Raw genomic sequence first — 21,186 nt, forward strand, 5'->3', positions numbered from 1 at the left:
CGCAGGTCGGGTCAGACCAGGGCGACGGAGATGGCTGGCATACGGCGGATGGCGTAAGCTTATCCGCCCTAGGCAGGCTGTTGCGACACCCTCCGTGAGCCGGGGGCTTGCAGGCCTGGTTTTCGGGATCGCCCTATCCGCCGCCGCAGGGTCCGATGACTACTGGACGCTCCCTGTCCCTCCCCAAGGGACTGCTCCTGCCGGCTATGTGGAGCCGGCAAAGGACCTTTCCCCGGCGGCCTGTGGGGTGTGTCACCGCAAGCAGTTCCGCGAGTGGTCGTCCTCGCTGCATGCCGGTTCGGCCCGCGGGGGCGTGCTGGGACAGCTGCCGGCGTTCGACCGGGAGACCCAGATTTCCTGCCTGAATTGTCACGCCCCGAGGAGCGAGCAACAGGCCAGGTTTCTGGCCGCCGATGCGGGCCAGGTGCAGTCGCTGAGCGGGGTCGATTGTGCGGCCTGTCATGTCCGCCGCCATCGCCGCTACGGCCCTGGCTCCAAGCCGATTACGCCCCATGGTCGGGTGGAGGCGCTGCCCTTGTTCAAGGACGCGGCGTTCTGCTCCCCGTGTCACCAATTCCCGGACTGGGGCGAGCGGGTCAACGGCAAGCTGTTGGAGAACACGGAGCAGGAATGGCGCGCCTCTCCCTATGCAGCCGCGGGCATCGGTTGCCGGGATTGCCACATGCCCGCCGGCAGCCACGCATTCAAGGGGATCCATGATCCGGGGATGGGCCGCCGGGCATTGCAAGTGGAAATCCGACGCGGGCAGGAGGGGATCGAGCTGCGGGCGCGCAACCTCGGGGCCGGTCATGCGCTGCCCACCTATGCCACCCCCCGCATCCGGGTGATACTGCGCAGCGGAGGCCCGGAGGGCGCCGGACTGGAGCATATCATCCAGCGTCAATTGCAGTGGGACCCGGACACGGGCTGGACGGAGGTAGCGGATACACGGCTGGGCCCCGGCCAGGAGCTAAGGCTGGCGCTCGCACTGGAACCCGCCGCGGACGCAGAGGCAGTCCTGTTCGTCGAGCCGGATGCCCTCTACGCTGAGCAGGTCTACCCGAGCCTCGAAGCCTCCATCGGGGCGGACCTCGATCCGATCTCCTTGCGACTGCTCCGGGAGGCAAGGCACCGGGCCGGCCAAACCGGCTTCGTGCTCTACCGCGCCCGGTGTCCGCCTTGGCCGGGACGGGAGGTCGTATGCGCGATTGAATTCGATATACAGCTTGAGTAGGGCGGATGTGTCGCAGTAAAGCATCAACCGCGATCTTCCAACACCATTTGCGAAACCGGAGTACCCTTCGCGGTTAGCCGCAAACCGGCGCCGGTCGGTTTTCCCCCCGCCCAAGTCGCGGCGCCACCCGCCAGCAAACGGGTAAGGCCATTGTCCGAGGTGGTGGGTACTCCGATAATCCGCGCCACAGTTTTGCGGTGAGAGGTGATTTCAAGGCTTTGCCCAGCCTGTGCTCGGTAGAGGTATTGGGATAAATGAGCCTTCAATTCTCGTATGGAAACCTGCATTGTGACCCTATCTTGTGTCCGTTTCCGTAAATCGTGGTCACATATTTTATGCCTGTCAATCGTAGAATATCCCAACTCTGCGTCTCTAGGGTCCAATCGTCCATCACCTTTTGCGTCTGCGTCCTTCGCGCCTTTGCGGTTCAAGAGTTGACTTTGCTTGGCAGTCGGCTATGGTTGGGCGCGCAGTATCCTTACTGTTTCGCCTTGGTCGATCATTCTATTATGGAGGATTCCCGATGAACCTACGCCGCATCTCCCTTGCGGGGGCGCTCTTCTGTGTTCTCGCCTTGCTGTCCGCAACCGCTTCCGCGACTCAGGTCCCGGGGCCCCTGGTGGATACCCAATGGTTGCGGAACAACCTGGATAAGGTCGTCATTCTCGACGTGCGCAAGGACGTGAAGAGCTTTGAGAGAAGGGGCAAGCGGGCGGGGGCGGTGAATCCCTGTGGCGTCGCGCAGCGGAAAGGACCGCGCAAGGTCGCAGGTCACATACCGGGGGCGATGCTGGTGCCCTGGAACAAGGTTACCGCCAAGCGCAAGATAGCGGGTAAGGAGATCAAGGCCCTGCTGCCCGCAAAATCGGATTTTGAACGGCTCATGCAAAAATCCGGTGTCGACAACGACAGCGCCCTGGTGATTACCAGCAAGGGGGAAGCGATCATCCACATGGCGCTCGCCGCCCGCCTGTTCTGGACCCTGAAGTACTTTGGATTCGACAATGTGGCCCTCCTGGACGGCGGTACCGCCCAATGGATCAAGGACAAGCAGAAGCTCGAGTTCGGCAGATCCAAGACTAAAAAGGGCGATTTCAAGGCCACCGCCGAGCGCGCCGAAATCCTGGCGAGTATGGAGGACGTCGAGAAACTGGCCGCGGGTCAAGGCACCGACCAACTGGTGGACGTGCGCAGCACTAGCGAGTATCTGGGACTTACGGCATCCGGAAAATTGGCCCGGGGCGTCAAGGGCCATGTCTCCGGGGCGAAGAGCTTCCCCATCAGTCTTTATGCCGACTCCTTCGGTACGGCTACCCTCTATGACAAGGACCGGATCAAACAGGTAGCAGCCCTATTCAAGGTGGATACTGAGGCCCCTACCGTCTTCATGTGCAGTGCCGGTGTGATGGCCAGCCTTGCTTGGTTCGTCACCTACGAGCTGATGGGCAACCAGAATGCGCGGCTCTACGACGGTTCCATGCACGAGTGGAGTCACAGCGGCAAGTCCGTGGTATCGATTGACTGAAAAAACGGTCAGCGCCATGAACCGAACTGCGTATGCCGACAAACCCAACGACCGCTCGGCAGCGAGTCTCTCTCGCTGCCTTGCATTGGTCCTCCTGGTTCTCATAACCGCCACCGGTTGTACGACACCGACCGCGACCCGAGAACCATCCCCGGCAGCGGTTGCCGACGCCAAAGAGTATCGGGCGCCCGGCATCCGCATTCGGCTCATCAATACCCTACGGGCAGGGGACCGGGGTACGCTGCTCGAAAGTCCGGGCTGGGTCGAATACGTCTTTGCCATCGACAACACCGGTAGCAGACCCCTCAGGATCCATGACGTAAAGCTCCTGAACGCGGACGGGCGCTATCTGGCCGCGGCGGATTCCTATGAACAGATCATCGCCCCTCCCAGTGCGGGGGGCCAAGTAGCCGCCAGCACCGCCGGTGCAGCGGCCGGACAGGTCATCCCGTTCGGGGGAGCGATCGTCGGCATCATCTCCGATGCCATCTCCGCTTCCACCGCCCAATCCAGGGAAGACGCCAAACGGGCATTCGAACGGCACAAGCTCAAAGCCGTCGAGCTGGCACCGGCAGGAAAGATAACCGGCAGCGCCTGCTTGCCCGATTTGGCGGCAAACCAAGCCAAGGCCCTGGTCATCAGCTACGGCCACGGCGATCAAACAAAACAGATCGAGATCCGGTTGTCACGCCGGGGGGCCTGAGTGCATACAGGTGTGATGCAGTGTAGACCTGGGGGAATTGTTTTTGTCCGCAAATGAACGCGAATCAACGCAAATCGGTTCGCCATCAGACGCCCGTTCAGACAACGCCAAATAACGCCGAACAGTGGGGTGTTAGGGCCGTTTAACATACGAAAACAGTTGGTTAGAGTTAGATGTCAACAACCCCTGGTCGCCAGCTGTCTGCCACAGGCAGGTCTCCGCGGTTAGTCAATCCTGCGCCTGCCTATTTGTGAGGAAAGACCAACCGGATGCCGGTGAAACCCTGCCGGTCACCGGGTGCGGCCCGGTTGCGGAAGCTGGCCCGACGCAGGCAGCCTTGGGTATGTAGACTGGCCCCGCGGAGGCTGAACCGAGCGCCGCCGAAGTCGGCCTGGGAGATCGAGCTGTCCGGGAAGGGGCGGAACTCGGGATAGGGGTGAAAGGGATTTGCGCACCACTCCCACACTTGCCCTATCCCCTCGATCAGGCCCGCGCGCGCCGCCACCTCCCACTGGTACTCGTGTTGCAGTACTGCCCCGTTCAGGTCCCCGTCCAGCCCGGCGACCCAGGCGGCGAATGCCTGCGCCTCGTGTCGGGACAGCCCGGCAACCGGCGCGTCGGGTTGCAGATCCACGGGCCCTTGGAGCCCAATGCCGTACCAGCACTGCGTTCGGTCTCGGCGCCAGTGTAACGGAGCGGCGGCACCCGAACCGTCTCGCCAACGCCGACCCTCTTCGCTCCAGAAGCGGTCTTCGCGATACCCCCCCGCCGCTATGAAGGCCAGAAACTCCGCATTGCTCACCGGCCGTTTGGCGATGCGAAAGCCTGAAAGCTCGACCGCCTGGGGTGGCAGCTCATTGTCATAGGCAGAGGGCTCGTCCCGAGATCCGATCCGGTAATGGCCCTGCTCGACGACGACGAGATCCGCTGCGGGGATCCTCGCCGTCAAGGCCCTTTCCACACGATAGCCGTCGTCCCGCTGCTGCATCCTGGCCGCGTGCAGTACCATAAGCATGCGCTCGTAATCGCGGGCCCCTTCCTGGAGCAATAACCATTGCAGCCGGTCATTCCGAAGCAAGTCGCTCGCCGGCAACGCCCCCGGCGTGGCCAACCTTCGCAAATGCTCGTCCTGAATCTGGGCGGCCCAATTGAGCAAATGAGCCGGCGGAGGAAGACGGGCCGATTGCAGCGCCGGGTCCATGGCACCGGGGGTGAACAGGGGACGCACCCGATCGGTAAGATCGGTGTCGCCGGCCAGGACCTCTCGCAGCCAGTAGGACTCTCGATACACCGAACGCCCGAGATACCAGCCGAGCGAGCTAAGCGCTGGATCGAAACGCTGGTTGGCATGGGCTGCGGGGACCCCGCGCAAGAGGTCGCGCATCATCTGCTGTAGGCCGCTGAGCCGGGCTAGGAGTTGGGGGGATGTCATCGTTGCGGGAATCCGTGCTCGAAGATTTCCCACATATAGTACAGATGACATTGAGCGGGCAGGATCTCCAAGGAAAATTTAGCCGCAAATAAACGCAAATGGCCGCAAATGAGCTTTAATGGACCAGGAAGAATCGATGATGGCGAACCAATCTCGACTACCGATTTGCGTTGATTTTCGGGTATCTTGAATTTTTGGTAGTGGTAAATTTTTAAATGGTTAGCGTAGAGCGGTTCATTATACCCCATTTCTTTATTTGATCCCCTCTCCCCAGCCCAATGCCATAAAGTTAAGCCTCAAAGCCCCTCTCCCGGAGGGAGAGGGAGTGCAGCGTGTGGCGTGCCCAACACACTGCTATTGGCGATGTTTCCATTTAAACCTTAACCACTACCGGCGTTGGTTGTGGGATCTGACTGAGCCTTGAGGAGCGATGTCCCTTTGTTAGGCATGAACTTCCACGAATTCGCTGTAAGAATGTGGCTGAGGCAGAGGCATACCTTCTTCTCTGATACCTTCAAGGTGAAACTCTATTAACTTAATGGCATTGGCCTGAAACCAACCATCGAGGAAAAGGATTATTTTTGCTGGTGTTAGCCAATTCTTCTGCATCGGTTTGCCTCCACAATCCCACCCCAACCTCTATTCTGTAGGGCAGATAATGTACCTCTGTCCTCATCAAGCTCAACAGGTACTTCTCGCGAATCTTGAGTCGGCAACTCACTCTTCACGGATGCTTCTTCAGACGGTGCTTGTTCTTCAGTCTTCATCACCGGCTACCTCTGTGCTTTGATAGTCTCAAGCCCAATATAGTGCCTTTTTCAAGGCCCCTCCCCTGCGGCGGAGGAAGCCGACTTCTGGGAAGCGTCCTCAGCCGGCTCCTCAATGACCTGCAGAAAGAGTTCTCCCCGCTTGATCATCCCGAGCTCGCTGCGGGCCCGCTCTTCCAGGGCGTCCAGACCCTCGTGGAGGTCGAGGACCTCCGCCTCGAGGACCTGGTTGCGGGCCCGCAGCTGTTGGAGCTCGACCTTCTGCGCGTTGATCTCATCCCGCAGGGCCTGGACCTCCGCCAGGCTGCCGTCGCCGGTCCACAGGCGATACTGCAACGCCAGCAGCAACAACAGCAATAAACCTACGAACCAGCGCATGGTGTTAGGACGGGTAGGGCATCACAGCCAGCGGAAGGCACTCTTGCCCGCGTAGCGGGCCTCGCTTCCCAATTGGTCTTCGATACGCATCAGCTGGTTGTACTTGGCGACGCGATCGGAGCGGGACAGGGAGCCGGTCTTGATCTGTCCGGCCTTGGATGCCACCGCCAGGTCCGCGATGGTGGTGTCCTCGGTCTCGCCGGAGCGATGGGAAACCACGGCGGTGTATTTTGCCTCGTGGGCCATCCGGATGGCCTCCAGGGTCTCGGTCAGGGTGCCGATCTGGTTCACCTTGATGAGGATGGAGTTGGCGGTTTGCTTGTCGATGCCTTCCTTCAGGATCTTGGTGTTGGTCACGAACAGGTCGTCGCCCACCAGCTGGACCTTGTGGCCGATGGCGTCCGTGAGCAGCTTCCAGCCGTCCCAGTCCCCTTCGGCCATGCCGTCCTCGATGGAGAGGATGGGGTACTTTTTTACCCAGTCGGACAGGAGCTCGCACATGCCCTTGGAGTCGAGCTTGCGGCCCTCGCCTGCCAGGGTATAGGTGCCGTCCTGGTAGAACTCGGAGCTGGCTACGTCCAGGCCCAGATACATGTCCTTGCCGGCCTTGAAGCCGGCCTTCTCGATAGCCTCCAGGACCACCTCGACGGCCGCCACGTTGGACGGCATATCCGGCGCGAAGCCGCCCTCGTCACCGACGCCGGTGGCCAGCCCCTTGCCGTGGAGCACCGATTTGAGGGCATGGAAGACCTCGGCGCCGTAACGCACCGCCTCGCGCAGGCTGGGGGCGCCCACGGGCATGATCATGAATTCCTGGAAGTCCACGCTGTTGTCGGCGTGCTCACCGCCGTTGAGGATGTTCATCATGGGCACCGGCAGCAGGAAGTCGCCGTCGCCGAGGTATTTGTACAGCGGCACCGCCCGTTCCTGGGCCGCGGCGTGGGCGGCGGCCATGGAGACGCCGAGGGTGGCGTTGGCGCCGAGCCGGCCTTTGTTGTCGGTGCCGTCGAGCTTGATCATCTTGTCGTCGATGTCTTTCTGGGCGCTGACCTCGGTGCCGACCAGGGTGTCGCGGATCTCGCCCTGGATGTTCTTGACGGCCGTCAGCACACCCTTGCCGAGGTAGCGGGATTTGTCCCCGTCGCGCAGCTCCAGGGCCTCGCGGGACCCGGTGGAGGCGCCGGAGGGGACCGCCGCGCGACCGACGGCGCCGGTGGCGGTGATGACGTCGGCCTCGACGGTGGGATTGCCGCGGGAATCCATGATCTCACGGGCCTTGATGTCAACGATCTCAGACATTTGGGGTTTCCTCTTTTGGGGTAAAGACTTACGGTTCGAGCAAGTCGGGTTGGATGATCAACTGAGGTTACGGGTTAATCCGGCGGTGCACAATATCCGGAAACAACCGGCAGGATTTTCTAAGGATGTTTGTCTGCGTTCGGCGTCTTGATAAGCGACGCATGGACGCGCCGCCTATCGTTAAGGCTCAGACGCGCCGCCACTGAACCTACCGCGAAGCGCCACCGAGGCTTCCAGCGTCGCCTGGAGCTGCCCGTCAGGCGAATTACGCATAGGCAAGGCGACGCCCTAATGGTTCCGGTATAGGATCATCAAATTCACGAGCCGTATCAATCCAAAGCTGCATAGCATCCTGTGCGTTGGCTAATGCCTCATCCGGTGATGCGCCGTGCGCCATACAGCCGGGCAGTTGGGGAACATCTGCGATGAACGACCCATCTTCATCACTCCAATAAATAATAGTCTCGTACCTTGTCATGTTTCGCCATAAAATGCCTTTCGTCTTCCCTCGCGCCTGAGAGGCTATCTAAAAACTAACACATTGTAGTAACGAACCGTTTCCCTGCGCTCGCGCCGAACTGGTAATAGAAATCGAACCTTCAAGGATTGCGTCCGAGCTCGGCAAATACTTCATCCGCATCAACGGCTGCAAGCTCTCCGGCACGATAGGCATGCATACGATCCTCGGCCTCTTTCAGCCATAAGGTGTCGAGCATGTTATCGGGTTTGTCGAGGCTGGCGATCAGTCCCTCGACCAGGGCGGCGCGATCCAGAACGGAAAGCTGCATTGCCTGCTGAAGCATTTGCCGGATATCGAAAAGTCCTCCTTTATTTTTTATATCTAAGTATTCCTTAACTGGTATTGAAGGCCAAGAAGAACTTGGATCACATGTATTTATAAGACGTGTTTTCTCAATTTCCAAAGTTTTTTTTAGTTTATGCCACGGAAAGGGCCACGATGGCTTTTTCACCCTCATCAAAGAGATTGAGCCAAATAAAACTTTGCATTTCCGGTTTTTTGTCGGGCGGGCAGTAATCCAATTTCCATAGAGTTTTCCTTCGGCGGCCACCGAGAAGATCATAAATCCATGATTTTCTTTTTCGAGTTCATGTTCGCCTTCTATTTTCGAAATCAGAGAGTATTCCATGTATCCCATACTGTTACTTACACGGAGCTCTCCTTTTAATTCACCCTTCCCTAAGAACTTTTTATTTGGTCTCTCATATATATCTAAGTATGCCTTCATCTTGTAGTGAGATGAGGGAGAATTCCTTGCACGGATAACATAATTCATTTTTGCACGGATATCATAATTCATTTTTGCATGGATAACATAAAGCAGGTCAAGATCCGGTTTGGAGTTATCACAAATGAGATCCTCAGCATTCCCCTCATATATCCCATCGAATTCACTAATTTGATTCATGAGTCGCGTTGGTAATTTAAATATGATACTTAAAATAATGCCACCAACGATACTAGATAAAATACCATTCTCGCTAATGAATTGGAAAATATAAATACCATTAATGGTCATTCTCACTTTCTCCTCTGATCTCAATTCCCCACGCGAATACCTTAAATGCCTCAAAGCCCGCGTAGGGCGGATAAGCTTGCGCCATCCGCCGTATGCCAGCCACCTCCATCGGGTGGTAGCCATCCCTGGCCTGATCCAACCTACGGGCCGCCATCCGGCGGGTGACGGCGCGCCCACCGCCGCAGCAATCGCAGCGCTTGGCGCACGCGCCTGACCCGCCCTACGGGCTCGTATGCCGGAAGAAGCTGGGGTTCCGTATCTCACCCCAGCCTGCAACCCTCCGCAGCGCAGAGCTTCCGCGTTCCCACGCGGCGCGTGGGAACGAGAGAATCAAGCAAATCGGTCGCAATCGATTCGCCATCAGCGACGGTTCTCGGTCCATTTCATTTAGGTTGATTTGCGTTCATTCGCGTTCATTTGCGGACTCTAAGGTTCGTCCTCGGGAAAACCACGAGCTTTGACTACCCGGTCCAGCTCTATCAGGGTCTCCAGCAGCTCGCGCATGCGGCCCAGGGGCCAGGAATTGGGGCCGTCGCTCAGGGCCTCATCGGGTCGGGGGTGGGTCTCCATGAACAGCCCCGAGATCCCGGCGGCGACTGCGGCGCGCGCCAGTACCGGCACCATTTCCCGCTGACCGCCGGAGCTGTCCCCCCGGCCTCCGGGCAGCTGGACGGAATGGGTGGCGTCGAACACCACCGGACAGCCGGTAGCGCGCAGCAGGGCCAGGGCCCGCATGTCCGCGAGCAGGTTGTTGTAACCGAAGGAGACGCCGCGCTCGCAGACCATGATCGCCCCATTTCCGGTGGAGCGGGCCTTCTCGACCACCAGCCGCATGTCCCAGGGGGCCAAGAACTGCCCCTTCTTGATGTTGACGGGTCGCCCCTGATCGGCTACCGCTCGGATGAAGTCGGTCTGGCGGCACAGGAAGGCCGGGGTCTGGAGCACATCCACCACCGCGGCCACCTCATCCAGTGGCGTGTCCTGATGGACATCCGTCAATACGCGCACCCCGATCCGGTCGCGCACGTCGGCGAGAATTCGCAGGCCGGCCTCCATTCCAGGTCCGCGGAAGCTGTTCAGGGACGAGCGGTTTGCCTTGTCGAAGGAGGCCTTGTAGATAAAGGGGATGCCGAGCGCGTCGGTGAGCGCTTTGAGCACGCCGGCGCTTTCCTGCACCAGGCCCTCGCCTTCGATGACACAGGGGCCGGCGATCAGGAACAGGGGGCGGTCGAGCCCCACCTCATAATCGAGTAGCCGCATCATGTCGCCTTCTCCGCTGCCTCGTGCCGCCCGAGCGCGGCCGCGATGAAGCCCTGGAAGAGGGCATGGCCGTCCCGCGGCGTGGAGGTAAACTCGGGGTGGAACTGGGAGGCGATGAACCAGGGGTGATCCGGGATCTCTACGATTTCCACCAGCTTGCCGTCCAGAGACCAGCCCGAGAAGCGCATCCCGGCGTCCATCATGCGGTCCAGATAGCGATTGTTGAATTCATAGCGATGCCGATGGCGCTCGCGGATCTGGGGCCGGCCATAGACTTTACGGGCCAGGCTACCGGGCTCCAGCCGGCAGTTTTGGCCCCCTAAGCGCATGGTACCGCCCAGGTCGGTATCCGCGTCGCGTCGCTCGATATGACCGTCCGCCTCCTGCCATTCGGTAATCAGGGCGATGACCGGGTGCGGTGTCGCGGGATCGAGCTCGGTGCTGTGCGCCCCCGCCAGACCGGCCAGGTTGCGCGCATACTCGATGACCGCCACCTGCATCCCCAGGCAGATGCCGAGATAGGGCACCAGGTTCTCCCGGGCATAGCGCGCCGCCGCGATCTTGCCCTCGACCCCACGTTCACCGAAGCCCCCAGGGACCAACACTGCGTCGAGACCCTGTAGACATCCGGTGCCCTCGTCCTGGATCCGCTCCGAATCCAGATAGACGACCTTTACCTTGGTGCGGGTGTGGACGCCGGCATGGGCCAGGGCCTCGGAAAGGGATTTATAGGCCTCGGTGAGGTGGGTGTACTTGCCCACCATGCCCACTGTCACCGCGTGCTCGGGCCGGTCGAAGCCCTGGAGTACCCGCTCCCACTCGCACATGTCCGCCGCCGGTGCCGTGAGCCCGAACTGCCCCACCACCAGGTCGTCGAGCCCCTGGGCGTGCAGCAGGAAGGGGATGCGGTAGATGTTGTCCGCGTCCACGGCGGAGATGACCGCCGCCTCCGGGACATTGGTAAAGAGCGCGATCTTCTTGCGTTCCGCCTCCGGCAGATAGCGCTCGGCACGGCACAGCAGGATGTCCGGCTGAATGCCGATGGAGCGCAGCTCTTTGACCGAGTGCTGGGTGGGCTTGGTCTTGATCTCCCCGGAGGTCTTGATGTAGGGGACCAGGGTCAGGTGCATGAAGAGGGCGTTCCCGCGCCCCATTTCTACCCGCAGCTGGCGGATCGCCTCCAGGAAGGGTAGCGACTCGATGTCCCCCACCGTGCCTCCGATCTCTACCATGGCGATATCCGCCCCCTCCGCCCCCAGGCGGATGCTGCGCATGATCTCGTCGGTGATGTGGGGGATCACCTGCACCGTCCCGCCCAGGTAATCGCCGCGCCGTTCCTTTCTAATGACGCTGTCGTAGATCTGACCGGTGGTAAAGTTGTTGTTGCGCCCCATGCGGGTACGCAAAAATCGCTCGTAGTGCCCGAGATCCAGATCGGTCTCCGCACCGTCGTCGGTCACATAGACCTCGCCGTGCTGAAACGGGCTCATGGTGCCGGGATCCACATTGATATAGGGATCCAGCTTGATCATGGTCACCAGTAATCCGCGCGCCTCCAGCAGGGCCGCCAGGGATGCGGACGCAATGCCCTTGCCCAGCGACGACACCACACCACCCGTAATGAAGATGCATTTGGTCATACCGACAAGGCGTCGAGGATTGAAGAAGAACCGGCCCGGATACCGCTGACAAACTAACAAATTCCCTTGAGTGCCTCAATTCTAAGAAGCTGTTTGGTTAAATGTAGAGAGATGCGCCATGCCCGAAATCGGGATCGGGATTCGATTGCGATCCCGATTTCGATCCAGGCCGGTGGGCGTGCCCGACTAGTTGGGCGCGGACTATTCATCGATGCGGTTCGCGCCACCCGACAGAGCCATCCTGAAAGATCTCCCGCGCTCACCGCATCCTACGCCCTACGCCCTTTGCCCGGTCAATCCGACTCGCTTCCAGCCACGTCCAGTCCCCCAATCAGCACCGAATCATTCAGCTCGTAAGCAGACAGCTTCTAAGGTTTAGAGCAAACGGCCCGATCCTTTGGAGTGCGCCGGCAAAGCGCCGCGACCGGATCGCAGCCGGCGGCGGTGTGTGCTACGACCACGACCTTTGCTCAAGGATAGGTAGTGTGGTGTTCCCCACGCGGCGCGGCGATGGCGCTTTGGTTTTTGGACGCTTCTGATCCAAAGCGGCGGCGGTTTGGTGCCAGCCGCCAGACCGGTGCGACCAGCCAATCATCGAGGAATCACCTGCGGTACTGGGCTCACCGACTGCCGCCGCACTCCAAAAGGCCCTCGGGGCGAGCAAGTTTTCACCCCGACCGCCAGCCGGCAGTGACCGGATGCGATCGGAACGCGTGGCGAATGACAGGGAGCTGGTCGTTGGTACTTGATTGCCGCTGGGTTCTCTTAAGTCTTGAGCGGTTAAAAATCGGCAACCCGTTGTTTCTATCGCGTTATCATTCGGTTGCGCTAGCGGGCCGATCGCAATTTCCCATCTGCCGCTGGTTGGCTTACACTTGCACTGCGTCATTCGACGCGATCTTCCAATCACCATGCCGTTACCTCCATGAGGTCTGTGGTCGCGGTTTCCGCGGAAGATACTCCTCTGTCTCGATTAGGAGCGACAGACTATGCAAAAACTTTCCAAGATCCTGGGCGTTGTCGCCATTGCCGGCGTCGCCGCTTTCTCTATGAGCTCCGCCCAGGCCTGGTGGGGTGGTGGCGGCCCCTGGGGTGGTGGGCCCGGCTGGGGTGGCTGGCCCGGCTCCGGCTATAACGACAACAACTGGTGGAACGACATGTTCGGCGATGGTTACGGCGATTTCAGCATGAACATGAGCGGCGGCGGCCGCGGCTCGGGCCGCGGCTACAACCGTTATCGCGATCGGTACGGTTACGGACCCTACGGCTGGGGCGGCCCATACGGCGGCTGGGGCGGTTACCCGGGCTATGGCGGTTGGGGTGCCCCTTACGGCACCCCCTTTGCCACCCCCACCCCTCCGACGGCCCCTACCCCCGGTAAGACGAAGAAGTAAAGGACGCAGCTGATTCTAAGGTTACCGGTAGTTCTGTAGGTCGGGTTAGGCGCGTGTTCCGGTGTATCGGTTGAGCCGATGAATCCGGACGCGCCATAGCCCGACATGTCGAGACACGATCGATCAACAACCAGGCCGGAGGAACCCTACCATGTGCCGACTACTCGCAGCTGCCGCCACCCTGTTCATCCTGCTCGGCGCCGCCCCCGCGGCCTTGGCGGACAACCCCAAGCTACGGATTGAAACTAGTAAGGGGCCCATTACTGTCGAGCTCTATCCCGATCAGGCCCCGATAACCGTAGAAAACTTCCTGGCTTATGTGGACGCGGGTTTCTACACCGGGACTGTCTTCCATCGGGTCATCAAAGGCTTCATGATCCAGGGCGGCGGGTTCGACAAGGAGATGCGGAAAAAGGCCACCCGTGCTCCCATCAAGAATGAGGCGGATAACGGCTTGAAAAACAAACGCGGCACCCTCGCCATGGCCCGTACCATGGAGCCCCACTCGGCTACTGCCCAGTTCTTCATCAACCACAAGGACAACGCCTTTCTGGATCACAAGTCCAAGGATCGACGGGGCTGGGGCTACGCGGTCTTCGGCAAGGTAACCGACGGCATGGAGGTGGTGGACGAGATCGCTGCCACTCCCACCGGAGCCTTCTCGAAAGACGGGAAAGATGTGTTCTCGAAAGATGTGCCGAAGGATGGCGTCGTCATCGAAAAGATCACGCGCTTGGACGGCTGACCCGGAACGACCCGATGATCAAGCTGACCACCAACCACGGCGATATCCTCATCGAGCTGGAACCGGATAAGGCCCCCCTTACCTGCGACAACTTCGAACGTTATGTACGCGAAGGCCATTTCGATGCCACCCTCTTCCACCGGGTGATCGATGGATTCATGATCCAGGGTGGGGGCATGACGACCGACTTCACGGAGAAGGCCACCCACACGCCGATCCGAAACGAGGCCAAGAACGGGCTCAAGAACCTCACCGGCACCGTCGCCATGGCCCGTACCATGGAGCCTCACTCGGCAAGCGCTCAGTTCTTCATCAACGTGTCCGACAACGCCTTTCTGGACTATCCGGGCCAGGACGGTTGGGGCTACTGCGTCTTCGGTCGGGTGACCGCCGGTATGGACGTGGTGAACACCATCAAGGGCATCAAGACCGGCTCCCGGCACGGCCACCAGGACGTGCCGATGCAGGATGTAATCATCGAGAAGGCGGAGATCGTCGATTGAGGAAAAACCACGAATCACGCGAATCAGCGCGAATCAATTTTCGCGTGGATTCGCGTGATTCGTAGTTTTAAACGATAGCATGGCTTCTCATCACCTCAATCCTGCCTGCTGCGTCGGGATCTTCCTGTTGCTGGCAACCGCTTGCGCCGTTTGCGCTGGCGAGGGTCGGAGCTGCGGTGCGGGAGCGGGTGGTATTGATCGGCGTTGCGTGGGTCAAGGTCGAGAAGGGCCTCCCACACCGGCGCAACCCCCGGTCCGCACATCTACTGCAACGCCCCCGGAGGCGGCCACTGGCGTATCCACTCAGGCGACCGTCGATACCGATCTCCTCCATGAGGGCCTGGATTGGGAGTATTGCGGTCTCCGCCCGGTCAGGCTTGGGCCGGCAGTGCGCCCGCCGCCACCGACCGCAGAGGACCCCTTGTCCTTGAGCGCCGATGCCTTCGATTATGATCAGGAGAGTGATCTGCTATGGCTGAGAGGGGACGTCCGAGGGGTCCAAGGCAACCGATTCGTCGCGGCGGACGGGGTTGTTTACGACCACAACACCTCGGACCTGGTGGCTAAGGGGAGCATCTTTCTCGCCGACCCGGGGCTCCGGCTCATCGCCGACGGGGCACGGATGAACCTGGCATCGGACCAAGGTAGCCTCTCCGATGTCTACTACCGATTCACGGGGAAGCTCAATGCCCGCGGCAACGCCGACCAGGCAGAGCTGGTTGACCCGACCCTGACCCGGTATCGAAATATCGTCTATTCCGCCTGCCGACCGGGACAGCGGGCCTGGTCCCTGGATGCCGCCGAATTGGAGCTGAATCAGGCCAAAGGATGGGGCGTGGCACGCCACGCCAAGCTACGGGTACGTGGCCTGCCGGTTTTCTACTCCCCGTATCTATCGTTTCCGATCGATAAGCGGCGCAAGAGCGGCTTCCTGGTGCCGACGTTCGGTAGCTCGGACCGCAACGGTATCGATGTCACCGTGCCCTACTATTGGAATATCGCCCCCCATATGGACGCAACCTTCTTCATGCGCCATATGACCAAACGTGGCCCGATGCTCGAGACCGAATTCAGGTACCTGTCGCCCCACCAGAGGGTGCGACTCTCCGGCGAGCTCCTGCCCCGGGACAACCAGCGCGACAGCCAAGACACGCGCTGGGCGTTACGGATCGAGCAGGCGGGTGCTTTCGGTCCACGCTGGTCGACTGCCCTGGATTACAGAGCCGTCTCCGACGACCAATATCTCGAGGATTTCAGTGCCCAGCTGGAGCAAACCAGTACGCGCAACCTCGAGCGCCGGGGCGATTTAAGCTATTCCGGCGACGGCTGGTACCTGCTCACCCGGCTGCAAGAGTTCCAAACCCTGGATGAAACCCTTGGGCCCGAGTCCAAACCCTATGCACGATTGCCCCAGCTGGTCTTTGGGATAAATCCGCGCAATCGGGTTGGCCCCGGAATCGAGCTGGGCGTCAGCGGCGAGTACGACTACTTCCATCACGATACGATCATACATGGGCACCGCACCACCCTCCAGCCCTTCGCCCGTTGGCCACTGCGCAGGCGCTACGGACATCTGATCCCGCAGCTGAATCTCCATCTGGCCGGATACGACCTTAAGGACCGGCAACCGGACAAGGATGCACGTCCCTCCTATGCGATCCCGAGCTTCAACCTGGATGCGGAGCTGGTGTTCGAGCGTGCGGTAAAGTGGTTTGGTCGGGAATCGCTGCAGACGCTTGAGCCCCGGGTCTTTTATCTCCACACCCCCTTCACGGAGCAGGCAGATCTCCCCGTTTTTGACACCGCCGAACAGAGCTTCAGCTACGACAGTCTGTTCCGACTGAATCGGTTCACGGGATGGGACCGCGTCGGCGATGCGAACCAGGTTACCCTCGGCCTTACATCACGAACCCTCGCCAGGGACTCGGGGCAGGAGCTGCTGCGGGCCAGCATCGGCCAGATCCTGTACGCTCGCGACCGGGACGTGCAGGTCTCCGGTCCGCCCGAAGAGGGGGGCAGGTCCCCGATTGCGGGGCTTCTGAGCGCCCGACTCCTGCAGAACTGGACCGGTCGCGCGAGCTTCGAATATGACTCGGACCAGGAGACCGATCGCTTGCGAAAGCAGACCCTGGAGCTACGCTACCAGACACCAGACAATCGGCTGCTCAACCTGGCCTATCGGTTTGATCTCGGCACCGGCGAGGAGAAGCTATACGAGAATACCGACCTGTCGTTCAGTCTACCGGTCAATCGAGGGTTCCAACTCGTCGGTCGCTGGCACTACTCTTTGCTCGACAGCCAGACGGTGGAGGCCTTCGCCGGCCTCGAGTACGGTCAGTGCTGCTGGCGGGTACGGCTGCTGGGCCATCATCTGAAGAACGAGCCGGCCAGCGCCGGTACTAACAGTGTCATGCTCCAGGTAGAGCTGGCGGGGCTCGGCTCGATCGGACAACAGGTGGACAAATTCTTCGAGCGCAGTATCTATGGTTATTCCATACACTAAGTACGGATGCTCCCAATTACCGATAGTGTTGAGCGAGCAGATATTCACGGAAGGATTATCCGCAAATCAACGCAAGCGGCAAAAAAATGATTCCTGTGTTACCGGTACTTCGGTGCTGCCGTACTCGGGGCACCAGTGGGCAGGGCCTACCGATCCGGGCCCTATTCGTCATCTTGATCTGCTCCCTCGTCCCCGCCGATGCCCTGTGGGGGGTCGAGGAGCTGGACTCTATCGTGGCGGTGGTCAACGACGATGTCATCGTCGCCAGTGAGCTTGAGCACCAGATAGTCCTAGCGATCCCTGCGATCCGGGACCGGGGGATGACGCTCCCGCCGCGTCCGGACCTGGAGCGTCAAGTCCTTGAACGCATGATCCTCGGACGCCTCCAACTCCAGAAGGCCAAGGACTTAGGCATCGTGATCGATGACGCCGTGCTGACCGAGACCATCACCAATATCGCCGCCCGTCACGGCATGAAGTTGGAGGAGCTGCGCGCTACCCTCGAGTCCGAGGGCGTGCACTACGAGGACTTTGCCGCGGATACGCGCCTCAAACTGATTACGACCCGCCTCCAGACCCACGAGGTCGTCACGAATATCAGGGTCACGGATCAAGAGATCGATCGTTTTCTAAAACGGGAATCCGGCCGCCTGATCAAGCGTAGCGATGTGAGGCTTTCGCACATCCTGGTCGCGGTCTCCGAAAATGCCCCCACCGTAGCGGTCAGGAAGGCCGAGGCCAAGGCCAAAGACCTGGTCAAGCGCCTACGCGGCGGCGCCGATTTCGCACAGCTGGCGATCCGTTTCTCCGATGGACGGCGGGCCTTGGAAGGCGGCGATCTCGGCTGGTTCCCGCTGGGCCAGGTCCCAACGTTGGCACAGAAGGCGGCCCGCTCGCTGACCAAGGGGGAATGCACCGAGCCGTTACGCAGTCCAAGCGGTTATCACATCATCAAACTGGCCGATTTCAAGGGTTCGGGCCCTAAGATCGTCAACCAGATCAACGCCCGCCACATCCTCATCCGCACCAACGAGGTGGTGTCCGACGACGATGCCAGGAATCACCTGGGGCAGCTGCGGATCCGCATCCTGGGCGGCGACGATTTCGCCACCCTCGCCCGTTCCCACTCCGACGACACAGGTTCTGCGCTCAAAGGCGGTAATCTGGGTTGGCTCGGCCCGGGAGATACGGTACCCGAGTTCGAAAAGGCAATGAGCACCCTGGCGCCGAATCAAGTGAGTGCGCCATTCAAGAGCAGCTTCGGTTGGCACATCGTCCAGGTCATCGAGCGCCGCACCCAGGACACCACGGACGAGGCCATGCGGTTGAAAGCCCGCGAGGTGATTCGGGAGCGTAAAGCCGATACGGCGATCGAGCTGTGGTTACGCCGGCTGCGCGATGAAGCCTTCGTGGAGATTCGGCTTCCGAGTGCCGAAGAAGAGAAGTCGCGGTAGAGATCCCCACGAGAGATTTGGCCGCAAATTAACGCCAATGAACGCAAATGGATCAAGAGCTATCGATAATGGCGAGCCAACTTGACCGACCTGCGGTGATTCGCGTTCATTTGCGGCAAAAAAGAATTCCTATTGTCGAACCACAAGCGCCGCATCGAGAGAACATAATTGTACCCGAATAGTTACTTTTTTCGATGTTCAATACATTTTAATTGAGAGGAATATCATGGTCCTTTCATTTCAATCATTATGGACTAACTACCCAAAACTATTACGACCATGTGATGGGCCTTGGCAAAACCAATGTGCAATACGGTTCTCGATTGCACTGGAAAAGACGGGGTTCGGTTTGGCCGGCTATAAGCATCCTGTTTGCAAACATGGTCATGCCCGAGGGGCGGACGGCCTTGCCAACTATCTGTGGAGGAATGTTCGGCCACCACGGCTTGTTACAAACAAGCAGAGCAGCATTACGAACAAGAAAGGAATTGTTTTCTTCGAAAACCTGAAAGGATTTCGAGGTGGACGAGGTGATCACATCGATCTTTGGAATAAAGGGATTACCAAAACCGGAGATTATTTTGGAGCCTGTCAAAAGGTATGGTTTTGGGAGTTGTTATAATGGCCCGCGGAATATTTGCACTTTTTGCATGTTTCCTTGTTTTGATCTGCTGGGGAAACGATCATGAAATTCCCTACGATCAGGAGACTGACCGAACGCAAAACGGAATGCCTGAAAAGAAAATCGTGGTTGGCGATTTCGAGCTCACTATATCGCGCTCGGATGATAAGTGCATAGTACACTATAAGGGTGAAGCTAAAATCGGAGCTATAAAAACCAATATGACATCTCCCTGTGTTTTTGCTGTTGGCCGAGATGGGAATGTTCATTCAGAGAAAACCAAATGGGGATGGAGTCTGATTCTTGTCAGCTCCGAACAGAGTACAAACGAAGGGGATTGTATTACCCGACTTCAAGGGATACTCGTAGGGAAAGGACAAGTTCTGTCTTCTCCTGTCCAACAGACGGTTGCCCTCTGTGGTCACGGACCATGGGATCAAAAATCATATCTTGTTTTTGCCGCACAGACAGCACATTTTCATGATCTGTGAAAAACATCTGCAGAAGATTCGGAAACGGGGTACGAGATTGTGATGATTGTCGGGGCACCTTTTTTCTTAGCTGCAAATAAGCACAAATGCACGCAGATAGATCGAGAACCCTTGATGACAGCGAATCGATTTCTGGCGATTTGCGTTGATTCACGTTCATTTGCGGCAAAAAATGATTCCCATGCTATCGGTACTCCGGTGCTATTGCACCAGCCTAGCATGCTTCCCTCCACGCCGCGATGAATAATGAACCCAGCTCTGACAAGCCTTGGGCCGGACGCTTCCATGAGCCCACGGATGCCTTTGTGGAGGCCTTTACCGCGTCGGTGGGTTTCGACCACCGGCTCTACCGCTACGACATCGAAGGCTCCATCGCCCATGCCACCATGCTGGCTCGCCAGGGCATCCTGACCACAGAAGAACGCGACCTCATCGTCGACGGCCTGATCCGCATCCGCGAGCGCATCGAAGCCGGTGGATTCGAGTGGTCGATCCCCCTCGAGGACGTACACATGAATATCGAGGCGGCGCTCACCCGGGACATCGGTGACACCGGCAAGAAGCTGCATACCGGGCGCTCGCGTAACGATCAGGTGGCGACGGACGTACGGCTCTACCTGCGCGCCGAGATCGACACCATCCGCGTCGAGATCGGGCGCCTGCAGGGTGCGATCCTGGAGCTGGCCGAACGCGAGGTCGAATCGGTGATGCCCGGCTTCACCCATCTGCAGGTCGCCCAACCCATCACCTTCGGCCACCATCTCATGGCCTGGTTCGAAATGCTGCAGCGCGACCGTGAGCGTCTCGCGGATTGCCGCCGGCGGGTCGATATCCTGCCCCTGGGGGCGGCCGCCCTGGCCGGCACCACCTACCCCATCGACCGCCACTATACGGCGGAGCTGCTGGGGTTCGCACACCCGGCGGAGAATTCCCTGGACGCCGTCTCGGACCGAGACTTTATCGTCGAGTTCAGCGCCGCCGCCGCGATCCTGATGATGCACCTGTCGCGCTTCTCCGAGGAACTCATCCTCTGGTCCTCCGCCCAGTTCGGCTTCGTCGAGCTCTCAGACGCCTTCTGCACCGGCTCGTCCATCATGCCCCAGAAGAAAAATCCGGACGTGCCCGAGCTAGTGCGCGGCAAGGCGGGGCGCATTTTCGGGCACCTGATGGGATTACTGACCCTGATGAAGGGCCAGCCGCTGGCCTACAACAGGGACAACCAGGAAGACAAAGAACCCCTGTTCGACACGGTTGACAACCTCAAGGGCTCGCTGAAGGTGTTCACGGACATGATGGGGGCGCTGCGGTGCAATCCGGAACGTATGCGCGCGACGGCGCGTCAAGGCTTTGCGACTGCTACCGATCTGGCGGACTATCTGGTGCGCAAGGGTATTCCCTTCCGTGATGCCCACGCGATCGTCGGCCAGGCGGTGGCCCTGGGTATCCGGGAGGGGAAAGACCTCTCTGAGCTATCCCTGGAGAGACTGCGGCAGTTTTCCGCGGACATCGCCGAGGACGTCTTCGCGGTGCTGACGCCGGATGGCTCCGTGGCCGCCCGGAACCACATCGGTGGTACCGCCCCGATCCAGGTGCGCGCAGCCATCGCGCGGGCCCGGGAGCGCATGGTGGATGACTGAGAAGCTGTTTGGTTAAAACGGATCCTGATTCTCTCCGCGGCGCGGAGCAACCAGGTTCCCA

At 59.6% G+C, this 21,186-nt stretch carries 20 protein-coding genes; 11 read left to right on the forward strand and 9 right to left on the reverse strand.

Going from position 1 to position 21,186, the window contains the following annotated elements; translation table 11 throughout:
- Nucleotides 1–1,234: multiheme c-type cytochrome (locus E1958_RS13945; protein ID WP_133512401.1), on the forward strand; the 1,234-nt coding region annotated here is incomplete at its 5' end.
- Nucleotides 1,235–1,257: 23 nt separating this feature from the next.
- Here the strand turns inward: E1958_RS13945 and E1958_RS13950 are convergent.
- Complete coding sequence (locus tag E1958_RS13950) at nucleotides 1,258–1,521, reverse strand: type II toxin-antitoxin system Phd/YefM family antitoxin (RefSeq protein ID WP_133512402.1); 264 nt, start codon at nucleotides 1,519–1,521, stop codon at nucleotides 1,258–1,260.
- 236 nt (nucleotides 1,522–1,757) lie between these two features.
- On the opposite strand from E1958_RS13950, the gene E1958_RS13955 reads away from it, so the two are divergent.
- Nucleotides 1,758–2,759, forward strand: a complete 1,002-nt coding sequence (locus tag E1958_RS13955) for a sulfurtransferase (protein ID WP_165741476.1) — start codon at nucleotides 1,758–1,760, stop codon at nucleotides 2,757–2,759.
- A gap of 16 nt (nucleotides 2,760–2,775) precedes the next feature.
- Nucleotides 2,776–3,462, forward strand: coding sequence for a hypothetical protein (locus E1958_RS13960; protein ID WP_133512404.1), 687 nt, complete (start codon nucleotides 2,776–2,778; stop codon nucleotides 3,460–3,462).
- Nucleotides 3,463–3,706: 244 nt separating this feature from the next.
- On the opposite strand, the gene E1958_RS13965 is transcribed toward E1958_RS13960, so the two are convergent.
- The 8 genes from E1958_RS13965 to E1958_RS14000 all read right to left on the reverse strand — a co-directional run bounded on the left by E1958_RS13965 (nucleotide 3,707) and on the right by E1958_RS14000 (nucleotide 11,776).
- The gene (locus E1958_RS13965) at nucleotides 3,707–4,894 is read right to left on the reverse strand and encodes an SUMF1/EgtB/PvdO family nonheme iron enzyme (protein WP_165741474.1); all 1,188 of its coding nucleotides are present in this window, start codon (nucleotides 4,892–4,894) and stop codon (nucleotides 3,707–3,709) included.
- A 441-nt stretch (nucleotides 4,895–5,335) separates the two neighbouring features.
- A complete protein-coding gene (locus tag E1958_RS20935) occupies nucleotides 5,336–5,503 on the reverse strand; it encodes a type II toxin-antitoxin system HicB family antitoxin (protein WP_176722493.1) in 168 nt (55 codons plus the stop codon).
- Between the two features lie 209 nt (nucleotides 5,504–5,712).
- Nucleotides 5,713–6,039 carry a cell division protein FtsB gene (gene ftsB / locus E1958_RS13975; protein WP_133512406.1) on the reverse strand — a complete coding sequence of 109 codons (327 nt, stop codon included), beginning with the start codon at nucleotides 6,037–6,039 and terminating at the stop codon, nucleotides 5,713–5,715.
- Nucleotides 6,040–6,060: 21 nt separating this feature from the next.
- Nucleotides 6,061–7,338: a phosphopyruvate hydratase gene (gene eno, locus E1958_RS13980; RefSeq protein ID WP_133512407.1), complete on the reverse strand. Its 1,278-nt coding sequence runs from the start codon at nucleotides 7,336–7,338 to the stop codon at nucleotides 6,061–6,063.
- 265 nt (nucleotides 7,339–7,603) lie between these two features.
- Nucleotides 7,604–7,816, reverse strand: a complete 213-nt coding sequence (locus E1958_RS13985) for a type II toxin-antitoxin system HicB family antitoxin (protein ID WP_133512408.1) — start codon at nucleotides 7,814–7,816, stop codon at nucleotides 7,604–7,606.
- Between the two features lie 121 nt (nucleotides 7,817–7,937).
- On the reverse strand, nucleotides 7,938–8,876 hold the full coding sequence (locus E1958_RS20940) for an addiction module protein (RefSeq protein WP_207787532.1): 939 nt from the start codon (nucleotides 8,874–8,876) through the stop codon (nucleotides 7,938–7,940).
- A 426-nt stretch (nucleotides 8,877–9,302) separates the two neighbouring features.
- Nucleotides 9,303–10,139, reverse strand: coding sequence for a 3-deoxy-8-phosphooctulonate synthase (gene kdsA / locus E1958_RS13995; RefSeq protein ID WP_207787530.1), 837 nt, complete (start codon nucleotides 10,137–10,139; stop codon nucleotides 9,303–9,305).
- The gene (locus tag E1958_RS14000) at nucleotides 10,136–11,776 is read right to left on the reverse strand and encodes a CTP synthase (protein ID WP_207787528.1); all 1,641 of its coding nucleotides are present in this window, start codon (nucleotides 11,774–11,776) and stop codon (nucleotides 10,136–10,138) included. The genes kdsA and E1958_RS14000 overlap by 4 nt, the downstream gene beginning before the upstream one ends.
- A gap of 989 nt (nucleotides 11,777–12,765) precedes the next feature.
- On the opposite strand from E1958_RS14000, the gene E1958_RS14005 reads away from it, so the two are divergent.
- The 8 genes from E1958_RS14005 to argH all read left to right on the forward strand — a co-directional run bounded on the left by E1958_RS14005 (nucleotide 12,766) and on the right by argH (nucleotide 21,125).
- Complete coding sequence (locus E1958_RS14005) at nucleotides 12,766–13,170, forward strand: sulfur globule family protein (RefSeq protein WP_089729157.1); 405 nt, start codon at nucleotides 12,766–12,768, stop codon at nucleotides 13,168–13,170.
- 151 nt (nucleotides 13,171–13,321) lie between these two features.
- Nucleotides 13,322–13,915: a peptidylprolyl isomerase gene (locus E1958_RS14010; RefSeq protein WP_133512409.1), complete on the forward strand. Its 594-nt coding sequence runs from the start codon at nucleotides 13,322–13,324 to the stop codon at nucleotides 13,913–13,915.
- 14 nt (nucleotides 13,916–13,929) lie between these two features.
- Nucleotides 13,930–14,418 (forward strand): peptidylprolyl isomerase, encoded by a 489-nt coding sequence (locus E1958_RS14015; protein ID WP_133512410.1) that lies wholly within the window; start codon nucleotides 13,930–13,932, stop codon nucleotides 14,416–14,418.
- 79 nt (nucleotides 14,419–14,497) lie between these two features.
- Nucleotides 14,498–16,921 (forward strand): LPS-assembly protein LptD, encoded by a 2,424-nt coding sequence (locus tag E1958_RS14020; protein WP_133512411.1) that lies wholly within the window; start codon nucleotides 14,498–14,500, stop codon nucleotides 16,919–16,921.
- A 95-nt stretch (nucleotides 16,922–17,016) separates the two neighbouring features.
- Nucleotides 17,017–18,375, forward strand: a complete 1,359-nt coding sequence (locus tag E1958_RS14025; protein WP_243725275.1) for a peptidylprolyl isomerase — start codon at nucleotides 17,017–17,019, stop codon at nucleotides 18,373–18,375.
- Nucleotides 18,376–18,601: 226 nt separating this feature from the next.
- Nucleotides 18,602–18,997 (forward strand): type VI secretion system amidase effector protein Tae4, encoded by a 396-nt coding sequence (locus E1958_RS22065; protein WP_207787526.1) that lies wholly within the window; start codon nucleotides 18,602–18,604, stop codon nucleotides 18,995–18,997.
- Nucleotides 18,997–19,488 (forward strand): hypothetical protein, encoded by a 492-nt coding sequence (locus E1958_RS14035; protein ID WP_133512413.1) that lies wholly within the window; start codon nucleotides 18,997–18,999, stop codon nucleotides 19,486–19,488. The genes E1958_RS22065 and E1958_RS14035 overlap by 1 nt, the downstream gene beginning before the upstream one ends.
- Before the next feature lie 239 nt (nucleotides 19,489–19,727).
- Complete coding sequence (gene argH / locus E1958_RS14040) at nucleotides 19,728–21,125, forward strand: argininosuccinate lyase (RefSeq protein ID WP_133512414.1); 1,398 nt, start codon at nucleotides 19,728–19,730, stop codon at nucleotides 21,123–21,125.
- Nucleotides 21,126–21,186 lie beyond the last annotated feature (61 nt).

Origin of the sequence: Candidatus Thiosymbion oneisti (assembly GCF_004359955.1) — a bacterium.
GTDB classification, from domain to species: domain Bacteria; phylum Pseudomonadota; class Gammaproteobacteria; order Chromatiales; family Chromatiaceae; genus Thiosymbion; species Thiosymbion oneisti.

Coding starts and splice junctions, on each gene's coding strand:
- E1958_RS13950 (WP_133512402.1), bottom strand. CDS start 1,521: ATGCAGGTTTCCATACGAGAATTGAAGGCTCATTTATCCCAATACCTC.
- E1958_RS13955 (WP_165741476.1), top strand. CDS start 1,758: ATGAACCTACGCCGCATCTCCCTTGCGGGGGCGCTCTTCTGTGTTCTC.
- E1958_RS13960 (WP_133512404.1), top strand. CDS start 2,776: ATGAACCGAACTGCGTATGCCGACAAACCCAACGACCGCTCGGCAGCG.
- E1958_RS13965 (WP_165741474.1), bottom strand. CDS start 4,894: ATGACATCCCCCCAACTCCTAGCCCGGCTCAGCGGCCTACAGCAGATG.
- E1958_RS20935 (WP_176722493.1), bottom strand. CDS start 5,503: ATGCAGAAGAATTGGCTAACACCAGCAAAAATAATCCTTTTCCTCGAT.
- ftsB (WP_133512406.1), bottom strand. CDS start 6,039: ATGCGCTGGTTCGTAGGTTTATTGCTGTTGTTGCTGCTGGCGTTGCAG.
- eno (WP_133512407.1), bottom strand. CDS start 7,338: ATGTCTGAGATCGTTGACATCAAGGCCCGTGAGATCATGGATTCCCGC.
- E1958_RS13985 (WP_133512408.1), bottom strand. CDS start 7,816: ATGACAAGGTACGAGACTATTATTTATTGGAGTGATGAAGATGGGTCG.
- E1958_RS20940 (WP_207787532.1), bottom strand. CDS start 8,876: ATGACCATTAATGGTATTTATATTTTCCAATTCATTAGCGAGAATGGT.
- kdsA (WP_207787530.1), bottom strand. CDS start 10,139: ATGATGCGGCTACTCGATTATGAGGTGGGGCTCGACCGCCCCCTGTTC.
- E1958_RS14000 (WP_207787528.1), bottom strand. CDS start 11,776: ATGACCAAATGCATCTTCATTACGGGTGGTGTGGTGTCGTCGCTGGGC.
- E1958_RS14005 (WP_089729157.1), top strand. CDS start 12,766: ATGCAAAAACTTTCCAAGATCCTGGGCGTTGTCGCCATTGCCGGCGTC.
- E1958_RS14010 (WP_133512409.1), top strand. CDS start 13,322: ATGTGCCGACTACTCGCAGCTGCCGCCACCCTGTTCATCCTGCTCGGC.
- E1958_RS14015 (WP_133512410.1), top strand. CDS start 13,930: ATGATCAAGCTGACCACCAACCACGGCGATATCCTCATCGAGCTGGAA.
- E1958_RS14020 (WP_133512411.1), top strand. CDS start 14,498: ATGGCTTCTCATCACCTCAATCCTGCCTGCTGCGTCGGGATCTTCCTG.
- E1958_RS22065 (WP_207787526.1), top strand. CDS start 18,602: ATGGTCCTTTCATTTCAATCATTATGGACTAACTACCCAAAACTATTA.
- E1958_RS14035 (WP_133512413.1), top strand. CDS start 18,997: ATGGCCCGCGGAATATTTGCACTTTTTGCATGTTTCCTTGTTTTGATC.
- argH (WP_133512414.1), top strand. CDS start 19,728: ATGAATAATGAACCCAGCTCTGACAAGCCTTGGGCCGGACGCTTCCAT.